This is a genomic window from Sphingobium sp. TKS, assembly GCF_001563265.1.
In the GTDB taxonomy this organism is placed as follows: Bacteria; Pseudomonadota; Alphaproteobacteria; order Sphingomonadales; family Sphingomonadaceae; genus Sphingobium.
In genome coordinates this window covers 4,113,686-4,129,576 of sequence record NZ_CP005083.1, presented here as the reverse complement: position 1 = coordinate 4,129,576, position 15,891 = coordinate 4,113,686, and the positions used below count along the sequence as shown (strand labels likewise).

Here is a 15,891-nt window from a genome sequence, read left to right as displayed (position 1 = left end):
AAGGATCATATTCCGCGCCCATCCCGCGCCCAAATCCATGCCCTCAGGGGTAGAGCAGCCCCTCGCGCCAGCCGTCGGCGGTCCGCTCGAACAGGCGGCGCTCATGCAGGCGATGTTCGCGATCCTGCCAGAATTCGATGCGTTCGGGGGCAACGCGGAAACCCGACCAGTGGGGCGGACGCGGCACCGGCCCGCCTTCGAACCGCAGGCTGACTTCCTCATACCGCGCCATGAACACATCGCGCGATTCCAGCGGGCGGGACTGGTCGGACGCCCAGGCGCCCAATTGGCTGTCGCGGCTGCGCGTGGCGAAATAGGCGTCGGCGGTGGCGTCGTCCACTGGACCTACCGACCCTTCGATACGGACCTGCCGCCGCAACGACTTCCAGTGGAACAGCAGCGCCGCATGGGGATTGGCGTGCAGTTCCTCCGCCTTGCGCCCCTCGAAATTGGTGTAGAAGATGAAGCCGTCGGGTCCATGCCCCTTCAGCAGCACCATCCGCAGCGAGGGCCGACCGCGCGCGTCGGCGGTGGCGAGCGCCATGGCGTTGCTGTCGTTGATCTCGGTTTCGCGCGCCTCGACATACCAGGCATCGAACAGGTCGAAGGGATTGGTCATGCGCGGTGATGTACCCCCCTCATAAAGCCGTGTCGATAAGGCTTTACCACGCTTGAACGATCCCGCGCCTTTCGCCACATAGAATGCGAACGGGTTTTTCTTCGAACAAGGATGCATGAACGGCGATGGCTGCTGATCCCTACTCCATTTTGGGCGTCGCGCGCGGCGCGAGCGAGGCAGAGGTCAAGTCCGCCTATCGCAAGCTGGCCAAGGAACTGCATCCCGACCGGAACAAGGACAATCCTAAGGCGGCGGAGAAATTTTCCGCCGTTACCAGCGCCTATGACCTGCTGTCGGACAAGGACAAGCGCGCGCGCTTCGACCGGGGTGAGATTGACGGGGAGGGCAATCCGACCTCGCCCTTCGGCTTCGGCGGCGGGGGGGCAGGGGGCTTCCGTGGCCGGCCGGGACAGGGCGGCGGCTTCGAATTTCAGGAAGGCGGCGGGGATTTCGGGGATATTTTCGAAGGCCTGTTCGGTGGCGGCGCGGGACGCCGGGGCGGAGGGGGCGGGGGCTTTGGCGGCTTTGGCCGTGGGGCGCCGCCGCAAAAGGGCGCCAACGTCACCTATCGCCTGGCCGTCCAGTTCGTCGACGCCGCCACGCTCGCGCCGCAGCGGATCACGCTTCAGGACGGCAAGACCATCGACCTGAAACTGCCCGCGGGGGTCGAGACGGGCACGCAGATGCGGCTTTCCGGCAAGGGCCAGCAAGGCTCCGGCGGCGCGGGCGACGCGATCGTCACGATCGAGGTCAAGCCGCACGCCTTCTTCACCCGCGACGGCGACAATGTGCTGCTGGACCTGCCGATCACGCTCGACGAGGCGGTGAAGGGGGCGAAGGTCAAGGTGCCCACGGTCGATGGCCCGGTGATGCTGGGCGTGCCTGCGGGCGCATCCTCCGGCAAGACGCTGCGCCTGCGCGGCAAGGGGTTTACCGGCAAGAACGGCGGCCAGCGCGGCGACCAGCTCGTCACTTTGCTGATCGATGTGCCCGCCGACGATCCGGCGATCAAGGCGCTGGTCGAAGGCTGGCAGGACAGCCGCGCCGTGCGGACCCATCTCGGCGTCTAGGGTGTTAGAGGGGGATGCCGCAGCCTTCGCCTTATTCCCCCGAATCCCGCCGCCAGCGGCTTGCCGACGAAGCCCGCGCCCATTTCAACCGCCATATCGATCGGGTGCGGCCGGGCAGCCATGCCTTTGAAATCGCCAAGCGCGTGGCCGTCGGCACCTATAGCGACGGTTTCATTCATGCCGGGAACCTCGCCTATCTCTCGCTGATGACGCTGTTCCCCTTCTTCATCGTGGCGGCGGCGGTGGCGAGCATCTTCGGCCATTCGCAGGACGGGCTGGCGGCGGTCGGCGCCTTTCTGGCAACCGTGCCGCCGGGGGTTGCCGACGTGGTGCGCCAGCCGATCATCGACGTGCTGAACGCGCGCACGGGGCCATTGCTCTGGTTGGGCGGGCTGGTCGGGCTGTGGACGGTCGGCAGCCTGATCGAGACGATCCGCGATATCCTTCGCCGCGCCTATGGCACGAAAAGCACGCGGCCCTTCTGGCATTATCGGCTGACCGCCATCGGCATCACCCTGATCAGCGTCTTCGCGGTGATGTTCGCCTTCTCGATGCAGGTCATCATCACCGGCATCGACCAGTTCCTGCACCAGATCCTGCCCTTTGCCGACGAGGCGATCCAGATCGTCGCCTTCACCAAGCTGGTGCCGATGGCGATATTGTGCGTCGCGCTCTATTATCTCTACGTCTCGCTGACTCCCAGCCTGTACAAGGATCCGCGCTTCCCCAAATGGCCCGGCGCCATCGCCACGGCCCTGTGGTGGTATGGCGTCACATTGTTGCTGCCGGCCACGCTTTCGCTACTGGGCGGCTATGACATGACCTATGGCAGCCTGGCCGGCGTGATGATCACCCTCATTTTCTTCTTCCTTGTCGGGCTTGGCGTGGTAATTGGCGCGGAATTGAATGCGGCGCTGGCGGAGTTCCCGGAAGAGGAAGCCGCCGCCGCCGCGCAGGTCGACAAAGGGAATGGGACGACGAGATGACAGGCTTGATGGCGGGAAAACGCGGTCTGATCATGGGGCTGGCGAATGACAAGTCGCTGGCCTGGGGTATTTCGAAGGCGCTGCATGCGCAGGGTGCGGAACTGGCCTTCTCCTATCAGGGCGAGGCGCTCGCCAAGCGGGTGAGGCCGCTGGCGGAAGAACTGGGTTCCGATTTCCTGATCGACTGCGACGTGTCGGACATGGAAAAGCTCGATGGCGCCTTCGACGAGGTCAGGGCGCGCTGGGGCAAGCTGGATTTCGTGGTCCACGCCATCGGTTTTTCCGACAAGAATGAGCTGCGCGGCAAATATGTCGACACCAGCCTGGAAAATTTCCTGCTGACGATGAACATTTCGGCCTACAGCTTCGTCGCCGTCGCCAAGCGCGCGCGCGAACTGATGGCGGAGGGCGGCAGCCTGCTGACGCTGAGCTATTATGGCGCGGAAAAGGTCATCCCGCATTATAACGTCATGGGCGTGGCCAAGGCGGCGCTGGAAACCAGCGTCAAATATCTGGCGATGGACCTGGGTCCGGAAAATATCCGCGTCAACGCCATCTCTGCCGGCCCGATCAAGACTCTGGCGGCCAGCGGCATCGGGGATTTCCGCTACATCATGAAGTGGAACGAGCTGAACAGCCCGCTCCGCCGCAATGTGACGATCGAGGATGTGGGCGGCGCGGGCCTGTACCTGCTGTCCGATCTGGCATCGGGCGTGACCGGCGAAGTCCACCATGTCGATGCGGGCTACAATGTCATCGGTATGAAGGCCGAGGATGCGCCCGACATCGCACTGGACAAATGAGTCCATTGCTCATCTCCATGGCAATGACGGTTGCTCAGCCGGATGCTCCCGTTTCGCTATGCGGGCGTGAAGCCATATCTCTCCAGCTCTTTTCCCAGGCACTGGATGATGCGGTGGCGAAGCGATCCATGGTGCGCATGGATGAGGCCGGCCTGCGGATCTATAATCTGGATGAGCGGTCCATCCCGATGCCCCGGACCCGTATCTGGATGGCGACCTCCGCAAAGGACAAGGCGCATCCGGCCATTGCCTGCTATGATTATCATTATGGAACCGATGGTCTCGAGATCACGACGGACTTCCGCTGTGATGGAGAGGCTGCCGCCTGTGCAGCGCTCGCTGAGCGTTTGAAGATCAAAAAGGATCCAGGCTGATGTCGTTTAACAGCTTCGGCCGCGTCTTCCGCTTCTCGACCTGGGGCGAATCCCACGGTCCCGCCATTGGCGCGATGGTCGACGGCTGCCCTCCGGGCCTGCCTCTGTCCGAAGCCGACATCCAGCCTTTCCTCGACAAGCGCAAACCGGGCACGTCGAAATTCACCACCCAGCGCCGCGAACCGGACGAGGTGCGCATTCTCTCCGGCGTGTTCGAAGGCAAGACCACCGGCACCCCGATCAGCCTGATGATCGAGAATACCGACCAGCGGTCCAAGGATTATTCGGAGGTCGCCAAGGCCTATCGTCCCGGCCATGCCGACTATGCCTATGACGCCAAATATGGTTTTCGCGACTATCGCGGCGGCGGGCGTTCCTCGGCCCGGGAGACGGCCAGCCGCGTGGCGGCGGGCGCGGTCGCCCGGCTCGTCATCCCTGATGTCGACATCTTCGCCTATGTCAGCGAGATCGGCGGCGACGCCATCGACCTTGCCCGCTTTGACGCGAGCGAGATCGACAACAACCCCTTTTTCTGCCCCGATCCGGAAGCGGCCAAGCGCTGGGAGAAACTGGTCGATGACGCCCGCAAGGACGGCTCGTCGCTCGGCGCGGTGGTCGAATGCATCGCCAGCGGCGTGCCGGCTGGTTGGGGCGCGCCGCTCTATGCCAAGCTCGACAGCGAACTCGCCGCCGCGATGATGAGCATCAATGCGGTCAAGGGTGTGGAGATCGGTGACGGTTTCGCCGCCGCCCGCCTGCGCGGGGAGCAGAATGCCGATCCGATGCGGCCGGGCAATGACGGCAATCCGGTCTTCCTCGCCAATCATGCGGGCGGCATTGCGGGCGGCATCTCAACGGGGCAACCCGTCAAGATTCGCATCGCCTTCAAGCCTACCAGCTCGATCCTGATCCCGGTCGAAACCGTCACCCGCGAAGGGGGTGCGTCGGACATCATCACCAAGGGCCGCCATGACCCCTGCGTCGGCATTCGCGGCGTGCCGGTGGTTGAAGCGATGATGGCGCTGGTGCTGGCGGACCAGAAACTCCTTCACCGGGCCCAGTGCGGCGAGGACTGAACGCGTCGAATGGAGCCATAATTCGGGCAAAGGCGCGATTCCCGCGAGACGACTCGCCCAATCTACGGTAACATCCCCGGCATGGATCGCCCGCGGGAGGGCGAGCGGCAGTGCGTAAGCCTGGGGAGCGCCATTCCTCTGCAACCTTCGGGTTCAGCATGGATTGACGGTCAAAACGTCCCCTTCAGCCGCGAACACGGGCCAGCCATCTTGCATGGCTGGCCCATTTCGTTTTTCGATTGCGGGCGGATGGGTCTGCGCATGCACGGCACTCAAGACCAGTTCCGCCCGATCGGCCCTGTCCCGGCGCCGATCGCAACGGCATGATGACGGGAAAATGCCAAAGGATCGCCCGTGACCAGCCTGCCTTTCATCCAGGTCGACGCTTTTGCCGGCGCCCCCTTCACCGGCAATCCGGCTGCTGTCATGCCGCTCGGTCGATGGCTGGACGACGACACGCTTCAGGCGATCGCGGCGGAAAACAATCTTTCCGAAACCGCCTTCACCATGCCCACGCCTGATGATCCGGATGCAGATTACGCGCTGCGCTGGTTCACCCCCGCCGTGGAGGTCAAGCTTTGCGGCCACGCCACGCTGGCGAGCGGCCATGTGCTGATGGGCGGCCGCACCGCCGTGCGTTTCCGCACGACTCATGCGGGGGTGCTCACCGTATCGCGCGACCGCGACGGCTATGCGCTCTCGCTCCCCGCCTGGACGACCGAGCCCAAGCCGTTGCCGGACCTTGCCATGGCCATGGGTGGCGATGTCCTCGAAACCCATTGGCGGGAGGGCGGCTATGCGATCTTCGTCTATAGCGACGCCGCTGCGATCCGGGCGCTGCAACCCGATTTCGCTGCGCTCAAGCAGGCGGGAGACATCCTCCTCATCGCCACCGCGCCCAGCGAGGACAGCGACATCATCAGCCGGGTCTTCGCGCCCGGCGCGGGCATAGACGAGGATCCCGTCACCGGCTCGGCCCATTGCCTGCTCACACCTTATTGGGTCAAGCGCCTCGACAAGAGCGGGCTTACCGCATTTCAGGCGTCCAGGCGCGGTGGTCGCCTGACCTGCCGCCTGTCCGGCAACCGGGTGATCCTGACCGGGGCTTGCCGGACGGTGATAGAGGGCAATTTCCTGCTTTAGCGTGGCTGCAATCACGAGATCCCAGCGAAAGCTGGGATGACGGACGGAAGCTCCACCTTCAACGCGAATAAAGTCCGACTAGCTTCGCCAGCCCCGCCTTCAGGGCATCGCGCTGCTCTTTGCCGGGCGACATGCCCAGCCGCACCACGGTCAGGCGCTGCGAAGGCGACACAAGAATATATTGCCCATCATGCCCCACGCAGCCGAACAGGCTCCGCGGCGCCCGCCCCGGCATCAGCGCGCTTTCCTCGCTATCCCGGTTGAGCCACAGATGCGCCCCATAAGCCGCATTGCGCGGCGATGGCGCGCGCATAAAGTCGATCCACTTTTCCGGCACGATCTGGTGCCCCACCACCCCGCGCCCATGGTTGCGCAGCAGCTCCCCGAAGCGCGCATAATCCCGCGCCGTCATATGCATGAAGCTGCCTCCGATCATCGTGCCCGCCGCATCATATTCGACGGTCAGGCTGTCGAGGCGCGCCGGAATCTTCAGCCGCCCGTCGATGAACATCTGCATCGCCCGCCGCCGCGCATCGGGGTCGGCGCTGTTGGTCAGCATCCGCGCCATCAGGTCGGTGAGGATGATCGTGCTGCCGGTCGAATAGGAGAAGACCGACCCCGGCGCATGGGCGAGCGGCTTGGCCTCCGCAAAGGCGCCCATATCCTGCGCGCCGTCGGTGAACAGCATCCGCACCGTATCGGCCTGCGCCACCGGCTCCGCATCCTCGACATGATCCAGGCCGGAGGTCATGGCCAGCAACTGCCGCAGGGTGATTCGTCCCCTTGGATCGCCCGGCTGGCCCCAGGCCGCCACCGGCACCGGCGAATCGAGCGCCAGCCGCCCGTCGGACACCATCAGCCCGATCAGCACCGCCGTCACGCTCTTGGCGGTGGACCAGGACGGCAGCCGGGTCTGCGGCCCATAGCCCGGCGCATAGCGCTCGGCCACGATCTCCCCATCGTGCATGACGACCAATGCCCGCGTCTCGCCAACCGAATCGTCGAACAGCGGATCGATGGCTGCACCCAGCGCCGCCGCATCCACATCCGAATCGCCTGCTATGTGGACGACCGGCTCTGGCCCGGCGGCGCGCACGGTCCACAGGCCGGCCACCGCCAGTGCGGCCAACATGCCGCCAATCGCGCCAAGGCGCTTTACGCTTTCCCGCTCAAGCCTCATAAGCCGCGGCCTTAGCACGGAGCGCGGGAAAGGGGAGTATGTCCGGTCGCCGGAAATGGATTTATGGGGCTTTGGCGGTGGCCCTGTTGCCGCTGGCGCTGTTTGCGTGGAACTGGAGCGACCTGCGCGCCCATGCCCAGGTCGGCGCGGGCTTCGGCGCGCGTGTCACCTGCTCCTGCCGCTATGTCGAGGGCCGCTCGATGGAGAGCTGCAAGGGCGACAAGGAACCCGGCATGTGGGCCGTGTCGTTGAAGGACTTGCCTGAATCGCAATCGGTCAACGCGGCGGTTCCCCTGCTTGCCTCCCGTACGGCGCGTTATCGCCAGGGCTGGGGCTGTTTGCTGGAGCCCTAGACTCAGACCCTTGGGCTGGCCCTCTGCCGATTGAGCCGCTAGAGCCATCCCGCATGCGTCCCGACATCCCGACCCTCCTCCACGACGTTTTCGGTTTTCCCGGCTTCAGGGGCGTGCAGGAACAGGTGGTCAGCCGCATCATGGCGGGCCAGCCGACGCTCGCGATCATGCCGACCGGCGCGGGCAAGTCGCTCTGCTACCAGCTTCCTGCCGTCGCGCTCGACGGCTGCTGCGTCGTCGTGTCCCCCTTGATCGCGCTGATGCACGACCAGCTTCGCGCCGCGCAGGCAGTCGGCATCCGCGCCGCCAGCCTCACCAGCGTCGACGCCGACTGGCGCGAGACGCAGGACCGGCTGCGCAATGGCGATCTCGACCTGCTCTATGTCGCGCCCGAACGCGCCAGCGGGGAGGGGTTTCGCAACCTCCTGCGCAGCGCCAAAATCGCTCTCTTCGCCATAGACGAGGCCCATTGCGTCTCCGAATGGGGCCATGATTTCCGCCCAGACTATCGCCTGCTGCGTCCGTTGCTGGATGAATTTCCGGATGTCCCGCGCCTTGCGCTCACCGCCACCGCCGACCATCACACCCGCGACGATATCCTGGTCCAATTGGGAATCCCCCGCGACGGCCTGATCATCGCGGGCTTCGACCGTCCGAACATCCGCTACGCCGTCCACCCCCGCGACGGTTTGCCACGCCAGCTCTCCGACCTGATCGCCAGCCGGACCGGCCCCGGCATCGTCTATGCGCCCACCCGTGCCGCGACCGAGAAACTGGCCGAGACTCTCGCCAAGACGGGCCGCCCGACCCGCGCCTATCATGCCGGGCTGGAGCCCCAGCTCCGCGCCGCCAATCAGGCCGCCTTCATCGCCAGCGAGGATATGGTGATGATCGCGACCATCGCCTTCGGCATGGGTATCGACAAGCCCGACGTCCGCTTCGTCGCCCATGCGGCGCTGCCCAAGTCGATCGAAGGCTATTATCAGGAATCCGGCCGCGCAGGCCGCGACGGCGAACCCGCCGAAGCGCATCTTTTCTGGGGCGCCGACGATTTCGCGCGCGCCCGGCAAAGGATTGGGGAACTCCACCCTCTCCGCCAGCAGGGCGAGCGCGTCCGCATCACGGCGCTGGGCGGGCTGGTCGAAACCGGCACCTGCCGCCGCGCCATATTGCTCCGCCATTTTGGCGAGAATCCTCCGCCGGGCTGCGGCAATTGCGACAATTGCCTCAATCCGCCGCCCAGCATCGACGCGACCCAGACCGCCCGCAAATTCCTGTCCGCCGTCTATCGCACCGGCCAGAGCTTCGGTGTCGGCCATATCGAGCAGGTGCTGACCGGTGCCGTCAGCGACAAGATTCGCGAGCGCGGCCATGACAAGATCTCGGTCTATGGCATCGTCGACGGCGAGGAGACGGCGCTGCTCCGTCCCGTCTCCCGCGCGCTGTTGGTTCGCGATGCGCTCCAGACGAACGAACATGGCGGCCTGGAATTCGGTCCCAATGCCCGCCCGATCCTGCGCGGCGAGGAAGAGGTCAGCCTCGTCCTTCCGCCCCGCAAGGAACGCCGCCGCAAGAACGCCCGCAACGGCAGTGCCGAGAACCCCGTGGGCGACCCGCTGTTCGACGCCCTGCGCGCCTGCCGTCGCGAACTGGCGCAGGAAGCGGGCGTGCCGCCCTATGTCGTCTTCCACGATTCGACCCTGCGCGAAATGGCGGAGCAGCGGCCCACCACGCTCACCGAACTGGGCCACATCAGCGGCGTGGGCCAGCGCAAGCTGGACGCCTATGGCGACGCTTTTCTCGCCGCGATCCGGTCTTATCTTTGACCGGAAAGCAAGGGATAGGAGCATGGCATTTTACAGCCTTATCCCTTGAAACGCTCGCTTCTTAGGAGCATGGCACGTCCGAAGAAGGAGTCCCGCCCATGTTCCGCCAGCTCACGCCTAATCTCTACGTTGCCCCGCAGATAAGCGTCGATCAGGTGGCGGAGGCCAAGGCGCTGGGCGTGACGATGATCGTCAACAACCGCCCCGACGACGAGGAACCGGGCCAGACCAACGGCGCGGAAATCGAAGCCGCCGCCAAGGCCGCCGGAATCGCCTACGCCGCCGTCCCGGTCGCCCATGGCGGCTTCGCCCCCTGGCAGCTCGACGGCATGGCCGCCGCGCTCGAACAGGCGGGCGAAGGCAAGGTGCTGGCCTATTGCCGTTCCGGCACGCGCAGCACCCTGCTCTGGGCGCTGACCCGCGCCCAGGCAGGCGATCACCCCGCCGCCCTCACCGAACAGGCCGCGTCGGCTGGCTATGACGTCGCGCCGGTCCGCCAGATCATGGACGCGCTCGCCGCCGGTTGATGCCCGCAACACCGGAAACCTATGACGCCATCGTCCTGGGCGCTGGCGGCGCCGGCCTCATGTGCGCGGCCATGGCGGGCCAGCGGGGCAAGCGTGTCCTCGTCATCGACCATGCCGACCAGCCGGGAAAGAAAATCCTGATTTCCGGCGGCGGCCGCTGCAACTTCACCAATATCCACACCGCGCCCGACCGCTATCTGTCGGCCAATCCTCATTTCGCCAAATCGGCGCTGGGCCGTTACACCGCGCAGGATTTCCTCACGCTTGTCGAACGCCATGGCATCGCCTGGCATGAAAAGACGCTGGGCCAGCTTTTCTGCGACCAAAGCGCGCGCCAGATCGTCGCCATGCTGCTGGCCGAATGCGAAGCGGGCGGCGTCGCGATCCGGCTCGACCAAGCCATTTCCTCCGTCACCCACGCCGACGGCCGTTACAGCGTCACCCATGGCGACAGCACCGCCACGGCCCCCGCACTCGTCATCGCCACCGGCGGCCCTTCCATACCGAAGATCGGCGCGACGGCCTTCGCCTACGACCTTGCCCGCCAATTTGGGTTGAAGGTCGTCGAACCCCGACCGGCGCTCGTCCCCTTGACCCTGGGCGGCGAAGACCTGCTTTTCCGCTCGCTTTCAGGGGTGTCGACCGAAGTCATCGCCCGCCATGGGAAGACCGCCTTCCGCGAAGCCGCGCTGCTCACCCATCGAGGCCTGTCCGGCCCGGCGATTCTGCAGATTTCCTCCTATTGGCGGCATGGGGAAGCCATCACCCTCGACTTCCTGCCCGACCGGCCGCAAGGCTGGTTGACGGAGGTGAAGCGGAGCAAACCCCGCGCCACGGTGACGCAATCCTTGCGCGGTCACCTGCCCGATCGCCTGGCCGATGCCCTGGCGGAGCGGCTCGCGCTTCCCGGCGATCTCGGCAATATCCCGGACCGCAAGCTCCAGGACGCCGAACGCCGCCTCTCGGCCTGGTCCTTCACCCCCAATGGCACGGAAGGCTTCGCCAAGGCGGAAGTCACCATCGGGGGCATCTCAACCGCCGGATTGTCTTCGCAGACGATGGAGGCGCGGCACCTCCCGGGCCTTTACGCCATAGGCGAAGCGGTCGACGTCACCGGCTGGCTGGGCGGGTATAATTTCCAATGGGCATGGGCAAGCGGCTGGGTGGCGGGCCAGTTTATTTAGGGCCAATCGACATTCAGCCCTGACGGCCTGCAAATGGCGCTTTTCCGTGCTTCCGGTGCTCACGTACTTTTAGTACGCTGCGCTCCGGGTCACGAAAAACCACCATTTTCGGCACGTCATCATCTGAATGTCGATTGGCCCTAGCGAAACCGGCTCACCCAAAAAAAGCCCCGGCGCAAGGGGACGCCGGGGCCACAAAGAGGGATGTCCCGGCGGAAGGGGGGAGGAGAGCCGGGACAAGAACGAAATAGGAAAGTCTTTTTCCGTTTCAAGATGCTACGGAGAATATTCTCGAACAGGATTCTTCACGGCGTTGCTTTCCGCTCGAAAGGGTCGACATCCGCGCCGACGGAGCCGCGCCGAGGGCCATCAGGGCTGCGTTGATCATCTGCCGGTGCGCATCACTTCCCTTGGCCACATCGCGCCAGTCCTGCCCGGTCATCGATCCATGGCTGTCCTGCCAGATCTTGGAAGCGACCGAGTCCACCTCATCGTCGGTGGGCCGTCGCTGTTCGGCCAAACATTCCATCAGGAGGGCGTGGAAAATCCTTCCCGCAAAGGGCTTCGCAACAGGCATAAGGCCTCCTCTCCGACGGTATTTTCTTTGTTTCCGTAGGGGAAATTGGATGGCTGCCTGAGTCGAGTCAAGCCATTCCCAACCCGCTATCGCAGGAAATTCTCTGTGTGTCCGGTAGTTTCGGCATCCTAACCCTTAGGGATTACCTCTTCGGGGTAAGGGTGTCGGGCGCGCTTCCTATCCGCACTCCACCGTCACATGCTCCATGCGCGGCAAGGCGTGGACCTGACGGCGCACGGCGGCGACATCGGCGCCGGGGGCCAGGCTGATGATCGCGGCATGGGCATGCGGCCCGATGCGCCAGACGTGCAGGTCGTGGATGGTCGCCCCTTCCGCCTCGGCCAGTCTCTTGATCCGCGCCATCAGCGCCGGTTCGGCCGTGTCGAGCAGGATCGCGGCGGTATCCTGCATCAGCCCCCAGGCCCAGCGGGCAATGACCACCGCGCCCAGCAGGCCCACGGCAGGGTCGAGCCACCACCAGCCCATATAGCGTCCGGCCAGCAAGGCCACGATCGCCAGCACCGACGTCAGCGCATCGGTCAGCACATGCACATAGGCGGCGCGAAGATTATTGTCGGCATGGCCCGGTTTGTGATCATGATCGTGGGAATGGCCATGGTCATGGCTATGATCGTGCCCCAGCAGAAACGCGCTGATCAGGTTGATGATCAGGCCGATCACCGCGACCAGCGTCGCCTCGCCAAAGGCCACCTTCACCGGCTCGAAAAAGCGCATGGTCGATTCGACGGCGATGAACAAAGCGGTGAAGGCCAGGATCAGCGCGGAGGCGAAGCCGGACAAATCCCCGACCTTGCCGGTCCCGAAGGTGTAGCGCGGATTGCGCGCATGCCGCCGGGCATAGCCATAGGCGGCGGCCGCCACCGCCAGCGCGCCCGCATGGGTCGCCATGTGGAAGCCGTCGGCCAGCAAGGCCATCGACCCGGTCAGCCAGCCGAAGACGATTTCGACCACCATGGTCGCCGCGGTCAGCCACACCACCCACATCGTCTTGCGGGCATTTTCGTCATGCCCATGGGCCAGGTAGATATGGTCGAAATAATGGCTTTCCTCGCCATCTTCCATATTGGCCACCGGGACGTCATGCGCGTGGTCATGACCTTCATGATGGTGATGGCCGCCATGGCGGTGATCGTCATGCATGCTCATTTCCCGTAACGCCGGATCAACGCCAGCATTTCCTCTGCCGCGGCCTGTCGCGTTTCATCGCTGATGCCTGGGCGGGCGACATGTTCCCGCATATGCTGCTCGATCAGTTCTTCCATCAGGCTGCCCACGGCCCCCCGGACGGAGGCGACAAGTTGCAGCGTTTCCGAACAGCCCGCATCGCCCGACAATTGCCGTTCGACGGCGCCGATCTGCCCGGCGATGCGCCGCACCCGCGCCAGCAGCTTGTCCCGATCCGCTATGATATGCATAGGGTACCCCTCTATCCTATATTCTACCGGAAATCAATCCGTGCATTTCCCCGCGTACCCCCTAACAAGGGTGCGATGGCGACCATGACCGATTGCGACCTGGCGATAGTGGGCGGTGGCCTTGCCGGCAGCCTGACCGCGCTCGCCTTCGCCGCGCGCCATCCCGATGTCTCCCTCCTGCTGCTGGAAAGCGGCGACACGCTGGGCGGCAATCATATCTGGTCCTTTTTCGACAGCGATGTGGATGCCGGGGATCGCTGGCTTGTCGAGCCCCTGATCGCCCATCGTTGGCCCGAAGGCTATGAGGTTCGCTTCCCTGGTCACAGCCGTCGGCTTGCCATGCCTTATAACAGCATCACATCGGCACGGCTCGACGCCCATGTCCGCGAAGTTCTTGGCGATGCCGTCCTGACCGGCGCACAGGCCGCTGAACTGACGCCCACCACCGTCGCCTTGTCCGACGGCAGCATCATCTGCGCCAAGGCGGTGCTCGACGCCAGGGGCGGGGGCGATCTTTCCGTCCTGCGCTGCGGCTGGCAGAAGTTCGTCGGCCAGACCCTGCGCCTGCATGCCCCGCACGGCCTTGCCTGCCCGGTCATCATGGACGCCACCGTCGAGCAGTTGGACGGCTATCGCTTCGTCTATCTGCTGCCCTGGGATGAGCAAACCCTCTTCGTCGAGGATACCTATTATAGCGACACCCCGGACGTTGACGGGCCCGCGCTCGATGCCCGGATCGCCGCCTATGCGCAGGCGCAGGGCTGGCAGGTCGAGGCGGTCATCCACAGCGAGAACGGCGTCTTGCCGGTCGTCCATGGCGGCGATTTCGACCGCTTCTGGCCGGAGGCGGACCCTGTGGCGCGGCTGGGGGTGAAGGCGGCCATGTTCCAGCCCATGACCGGCTATTCCCTGCCCGATGCGGTGCGCTTCGCGCTGCGCCTGGCGGACGAATGGCCGATGGAGGGGCGCCTGCTGGCGCATGTGACGCGTGAATGGGCCGCCATCCATTGGCGGCAGGGGCGCTATTACCGGCTGCTCGGCCGCATGCTGTTCGGCGCGGCCCGGCCCGGGCAACGCTGGCGCATCTTCGAGCGTTTCTATCGGCTTGGCCCTTCCCTGATCGGTCGATTTTATGCGGGGCGCTCCACGCTCGGGGATCGCATCCGCATCTTGTGCGGGCGGCCCCCGGTGCCCATAAGGGACGCCATGCGAGCATTGCTGAACCCTCCCGCCTGATGCACAGGCTCCGATGAACCGGAAAGCGATCGTCATCGGCGCGGGCTTTGGTGGCCTTGCGCTCGCCATCCGCCTGCAATCCGCCGGAATCGATACCACGCTGGTCGAAGCGCGGGACCGGCCGGGCGGTCGGGCCTATATGTGGGAAAAGGACGGCTTCGTCTTCGACGCCGGGCCGACCGTCATCACCGATCCCGATTGCCTGGGCGAGCTTTGGCGCCTTTCCGGCCATGACATGGCGGAGGATGTCAGCCTCGTCCCCGTCTCGCCTTTCTATCGGCTCAACTGGCGTGACGGCACCAATTTCGACTATTCCAACGACGAAACCGCGCTCCGCGCCCAGATCGCCAAGCTCAATCCCGAAGATATCGCAGGCTATGAAAGCTTCCTCGACTATGCCGACGGCGTGTATGAGGAGGGCTATCGCAAGCTTGGTTCGGTCGCCTTTCTCGACTTCGCCTCCATGGTCCGGGCCGCACCCGCGCTGATGAAGCATCAGGCGTGGCGATCGGTCTATTCGGTCGTTTCCTCCCATGTGAAGAATGAGAAGCTGCGTCAGGCGCTCTCCTTCCACACGCTGCTGGTCGGCGGCAATCCGATGCAGACCAGTTCGATCTACGCGCTGATCCACAAGCTGGAGAAGGATGGCGGCGTCTGGTTCGCTCGAGGAGGCACCAATCGCCTCGTCCAGGGGATGGCGACGCATTTCGAGCGCTTGGGCGGCACGCTGCGCCTGGCCGATCCGGTGGTGCAGATCGAAACCTATGGCGACCGCGCCGTCGCCGTGCGCACCGTTTCGGGTTGGCGGGGGGAGGCGGACGCCGTTGCCTCCAATGCCGACCTGATGCACAGCTATCGCGACCTGATCGGCCACCATCCGCGTGGGCAGAAACAGGCGGAAAAGCTCGCCCGCAAGCGCTGGTCGCCCAGCCTGTTTGTCCTGCATTTCGGCATCAAGGGAAGCTGGCCGGGTATCCCGCACCATATGATCCTGTTCGGCCCGCGCTATGAAGGGCTGTTGACCGACATTTACGATTATGGCGTGCTGCCGCAGGATTTCTCGCTCTATCTGCACCACCCGACCGTCACTGACCCAAGCATGGCACCGGAGGGCCATTCGACCTTCTACGCGCTTGCGCCAGTGCCGCATCTGGGCAAGCTGCCGATCGACTGGGAACGGTTCGCGCCGGTCTATGCTGAACGTATCCTCGACGAGATCCAGCACCGCCTGATCCCCGACATCCGCTCGCGCATCGTCACGCAATTCCACTATGCGCCGCCTGATTTTCGCCACGACCTGTCGGCGCATCTCGGCAGCGCCTTCAGCCTGGAGCCGCTGCTCACCCAAAGCGCCTGGTTCCGCGCGCATAATCGCGACGACGTCATTCCCAACCTCTATCTGGTGGGGGCGGGCACGCATCCGGGCGCAGGCATCCCCGGCGTGGTCGGCAGCGCCAAGGCGACGGCCGCGCTGATGCTGGAAGATCTGGCTCAATAAGCG

Annotated in this window: 17 protein-coding genes; 12 read left to right on the top strand and 5 right to left on the bottom strand. The window is 64.9% G+C overall.

The features are described 5' to 3' along the window. Positions 1-43: 43 nt before the first annotated feature. Positions 44-619 (bottom strand): pyridoxamine 5'-phosphate oxidase, encoded by a 576-nt coding sequence (gene pdxH / locus K426_RS20435; RefSeq protein ID WP_066560891.1) that lies wholly within the window; start codon positions 617-619, stop codon positions 44-46. 125 nt (positions 620-744) lie between these two features. Here pdxH and K426_RS20430 point away from each other — a divergent pair, with 125 nt between their 5' ends. The 6 genes from K426_RS20430 (at position 745) to K426_RS20405 (ending at position 6,071) form a co-directional block, all read left to right on the top strand. Further along, positions 745-1,689, top strand: a complete 945-nt coding sequence (locus tag K426_RS20430; RefSeq protein WP_066560888.1) for a DnaJ C-terminal domain-containing protein — start codon at positions 745-747, stop codon at positions 1,687-1,689. A gap of 14 nt (positions 1,690-1,703) precedes the next feature. Continuing rightward, complete coding sequence (locus K426_RS20425; protein WP_066560885.1) at positions 1,704-2,675, top strand: YihY/virulence factor BrkB family protein; 972 nt, start codon at positions 1,704-1,706, stop codon at positions 2,673-2,675. Continuing rightward, a complete protein-coding gene (fabI, locus tag K426_RS20420; RefSeq protein ID WP_066560878.1) occupies positions 2,672-3,478 on the top strand; it encodes an enoyl-ACP reductase FabI in 807 nt (268 codons plus the stop codon). Before K426_RS20425 ends, fabI begins: the two co-directional genes overlap by 4 nt. Before the next feature lie 17 nt (positions 3,479-3,495). After that, positions 3,496-3,852, top strand: coding sequence for an IS66 family transposase (locus tag K426_RS20415; protein WP_140404597.1), 357 nt, complete (start codon positions 3,496-3,498; stop codon positions 3,850-3,852). After that, a complete protein-coding gene (aroC, locus tag K426_RS20410) occupies positions 3,852-4,928 on the top strand; it encodes a chorismate synthase (RefSeq protein WP_066560872.1) in 1,077 nt (358 codons plus the stop codon). The genes K426_RS20415 and aroC overlap by 1 nt, the downstream gene beginning before the upstream one ends. 354 nt (positions 4,929-5,282) lie before the next feature. Further along, on the top strand, positions 5,283-6,071 hold the full coding sequence (locus K426_RS20405; protein WP_066560869.1) for a PhzF family phenazine biosynthesis protein: 789 nt from the start codon (positions 5,283-5,285) through the stop codon (positions 6,069-6,071). 58 nt (positions 6,072-6,129) lie between these two features. Here K426_RS20405 and K426_RS20400 read toward each other — a convergent pair whose 3' ends face one another. After that, positions 6,130-7,251 carry a serine hydrolase domain-containing protein gene (locus K426_RS20400; protein ID WP_066560867.1) on the bottom strand — a complete coding sequence of 374 codons (1,122 nt, stop codon included), beginning with the start codon at positions 7,249-7,251 and terminating at the stop codon, positions 6,130-6,132. A 38-nt stretch (positions 7,252-7,289) separates the two neighbouring features. On the opposite strand from K426_RS20400, the gene K426_RS20395 reads away from it, so the two are divergent. The 4 genes from K426_RS20395 (at position 7,290) to K426_RS20380 (ending at position 11,141) form a co-directional block, all read left to right on the top strand. Beyond that, a complete protein-coding gene (locus K426_RS20395; RefSeq protein ID WP_066560866.1) occupies positions 7,290-7,604 on the top strand; it encodes a hypothetical protein in 315 nt (104 codons plus the stop codon). 53 nt (positions 7,605-7,657) lie between these two features. After that, positions 7,658-9,430, top strand: a complete 1,773-nt coding sequence (gene recQ, locus K426_RS20390) for a DNA helicase RecQ (RefSeq protein WP_066560863.1) — start codon at positions 7,658-7,660, stop codon at positions 9,428-9,430. 98 nt (positions 9,431-9,528) lie between these two features. Further along, positions 9,529-9,957: a TIGR01244 family sulfur transferase gene (locus K426_RS20385; RefSeq protein ID WP_066560861.1), complete on the top strand. Its 429-nt coding sequence runs from the start codon at positions 9,529-9,531 to the stop codon at positions 9,955-9,957. Beyond that, complete coding sequence (locus K426_RS20380; protein ID WP_066560859.1) at positions 9,957-11,141, top strand: NAD(P)/FAD-dependent oxidoreductase; 1,185 nt, start codon at positions 9,957-9,959, stop codon at positions 11,139-11,141. Before K426_RS20385 ends, K426_RS20380 begins: the two co-directional genes overlap by 1 nt. Before the next feature lie 268 nt (positions 11,142-11,409). Here K426_RS20380 and K426_RS20375 read toward each other — a convergent pair whose 3' ends face one another. The 3 genes from K426_RS20375 to K426_RS20365 all read right to left on the bottom strand — a co-directional run bounded on the left by K426_RS20375 (position 11,410) and on the right by K426_RS20365 (position 13,154). Continuing rightward, positions 11,410-11,661, bottom strand: coding sequence for a hypothetical protein (locus K426_RS20375; RefSeq protein ID WP_145907441.1), 252 nt, complete (start codon positions 11,659-11,661; stop codon positions 11,410-11,412). A 234-nt stretch (positions 11,662-11,895) separates the two neighbouring features. Beyond that, positions 11,896-12,885, bottom strand: coding sequence for a CDF family Co(II)/Ni(II) efflux transporter DmeF (gene dmeF, locus K426_RS20370; RefSeq protein ID WP_066560848.1), 990 nt, complete (start codon positions 12,883-12,885; stop codon positions 11,896-11,898). Beyond that, entirely contained in the window at positions 12,882-13,154 is a 273-nt protein-coding gene (locus tag K426_RS20365; protein ID WP_066560846.1) for a metal/formaldehyde-sensitive transcriptional repressor, read from the bottom strand. The genes dmeF and K426_RS20365 overlap by 4 nt, the downstream gene beginning before the upstream one ends. Positions 13,155-13,229: 75 nt before the next feature. On the opposite strand from K426_RS20365, the gene crtY reads away from it, so the two are divergent. Continuing rightward, a complete protein-coding gene (crtY, locus tag K426_RS20360) occupies positions 13,230-14,390 on the top strand; it encodes a lycopene beta-cyclase CrtY (RefSeq protein ID WP_066560844.1) in 1,161 nt (386 codons plus the stop codon). A 13-nt stretch (positions 14,391-14,403) separates the two neighbouring features. Beyond that, the gene (locus K426_RS20355; protein ID WP_066560843.1) at positions 14,404-15,888 is read left to right on the top strand and encodes a phytoene desaturase; all 1,485 of its coding nucleotides are present in this window, start codon (positions 14,404-14,406) and stop codon (positions 15,886-15,888) included. Positions 15,889-15,891: the final 3 nt, after the last annotated feature.

Excerpts from the sequence above, each read along its gene's own strand:
- K426_RS20380 (WP_066560859.1), top strand. The coding sequence starts at position 9,957 with ATGCCCGCAACACCGGAAACCTATGACGCCATCGTCCTGGGCGCTGGC.
- K426_RS20365 (WP_066560846.1), bottom strand. The coding sequence starts at position 13,154 with ATGCATATCATAGCGGATCGGGACAAGCTGCTGGCGCGGGTGCGGCGC.
- pdxH (WP_066560891.1), bottom strand. The coding sequence starts at position 619 with ATGACCAATCCCTTCGACCTGTTCGATGCCTGGTATGTCGAGGCGCGC.
- recQ (WP_066560863.1), top strand. The coding sequence starts at position 7,658 with ATGCGTCCCGACATCCCGACCCTCCTCCACGACGTTTTCGGTTTTCCC.
- crtY (WP_066560844.1), top strand. The coding sequence starts at position 13,230 with ATGGCGACCATGACCGATTGCGACCTGGCGATAGTGGGCGGTGGCCTT.
- K426_RS20425 (WP_066560885.1), top strand. The coding sequence starts at position 1,704 with ATGCCGCAGCCTTCGCCTTATTCCCCCGAATCCCGCCGCCAGCGGCTT.
- dmeF (WP_066560848.1), bottom strand. The coding sequence starts at position 12,885 with ATGAGCATGCATGACGATCACCGCCATGGCGGCCATCACCATCATGAA.
- K426_RS20415 (WP_140404597.1), top strand. The coding sequence starts at position 3,496 with ATGGCAATGACGGTTGCTCAGCCGGATGCTCCCGTTTCGCTATGCGGG.
- K426_RS20400 (WP_066560867.1), bottom strand. The coding sequence starts at position 7,251 with ATGAGGCTTGAGCGGGAAAGCGTAAAGCGCCTTGGCGCGATTGGCGGC.
- fabI (WP_066560878.1), top strand. The coding sequence starts at position 2,672 with ATGACAGGCTTGATGGCGGGAAAACGCGGTCTGATCATGGGGCTGGCG.
- K426_RS20395 (WP_066560866.1), top strand. The coding sequence starts at position 7,290 with ATGTCCGGTCGCCGGAAATGGATTTATGGGGCTTTGGCGGTGGCCCTG.
- K426_RS20430 (WP_066560888.1), top strand. The coding sequence starts at position 745 with ATGGCTGCTGATCCCTACTCCATTTTGGGCGTCGCGCGCGGCGCGAGC.
- K426_RS20355 (WP_066560843.1), top strand. The coding sequence starts at position 14,404 with ATGAACCGGAAAGCGATCGTCATCGGCGCGGGCTTTGGTGGCCTTGCG.
- aroC (WP_066560872.1), top strand. The coding sequence starts at position 3,852 with ATGTCGTTTAACAGCTTCGGCCGCGTCTTCCGCTTCTCGACCTGGGGC.
- K426_RS20385 (WP_066560861.1), top strand. The coding sequence starts at position 9,529 with ATGTTCCGCCAGCTCACGCCTAATCTCTACGTTGCCCCGCAGATAAGC.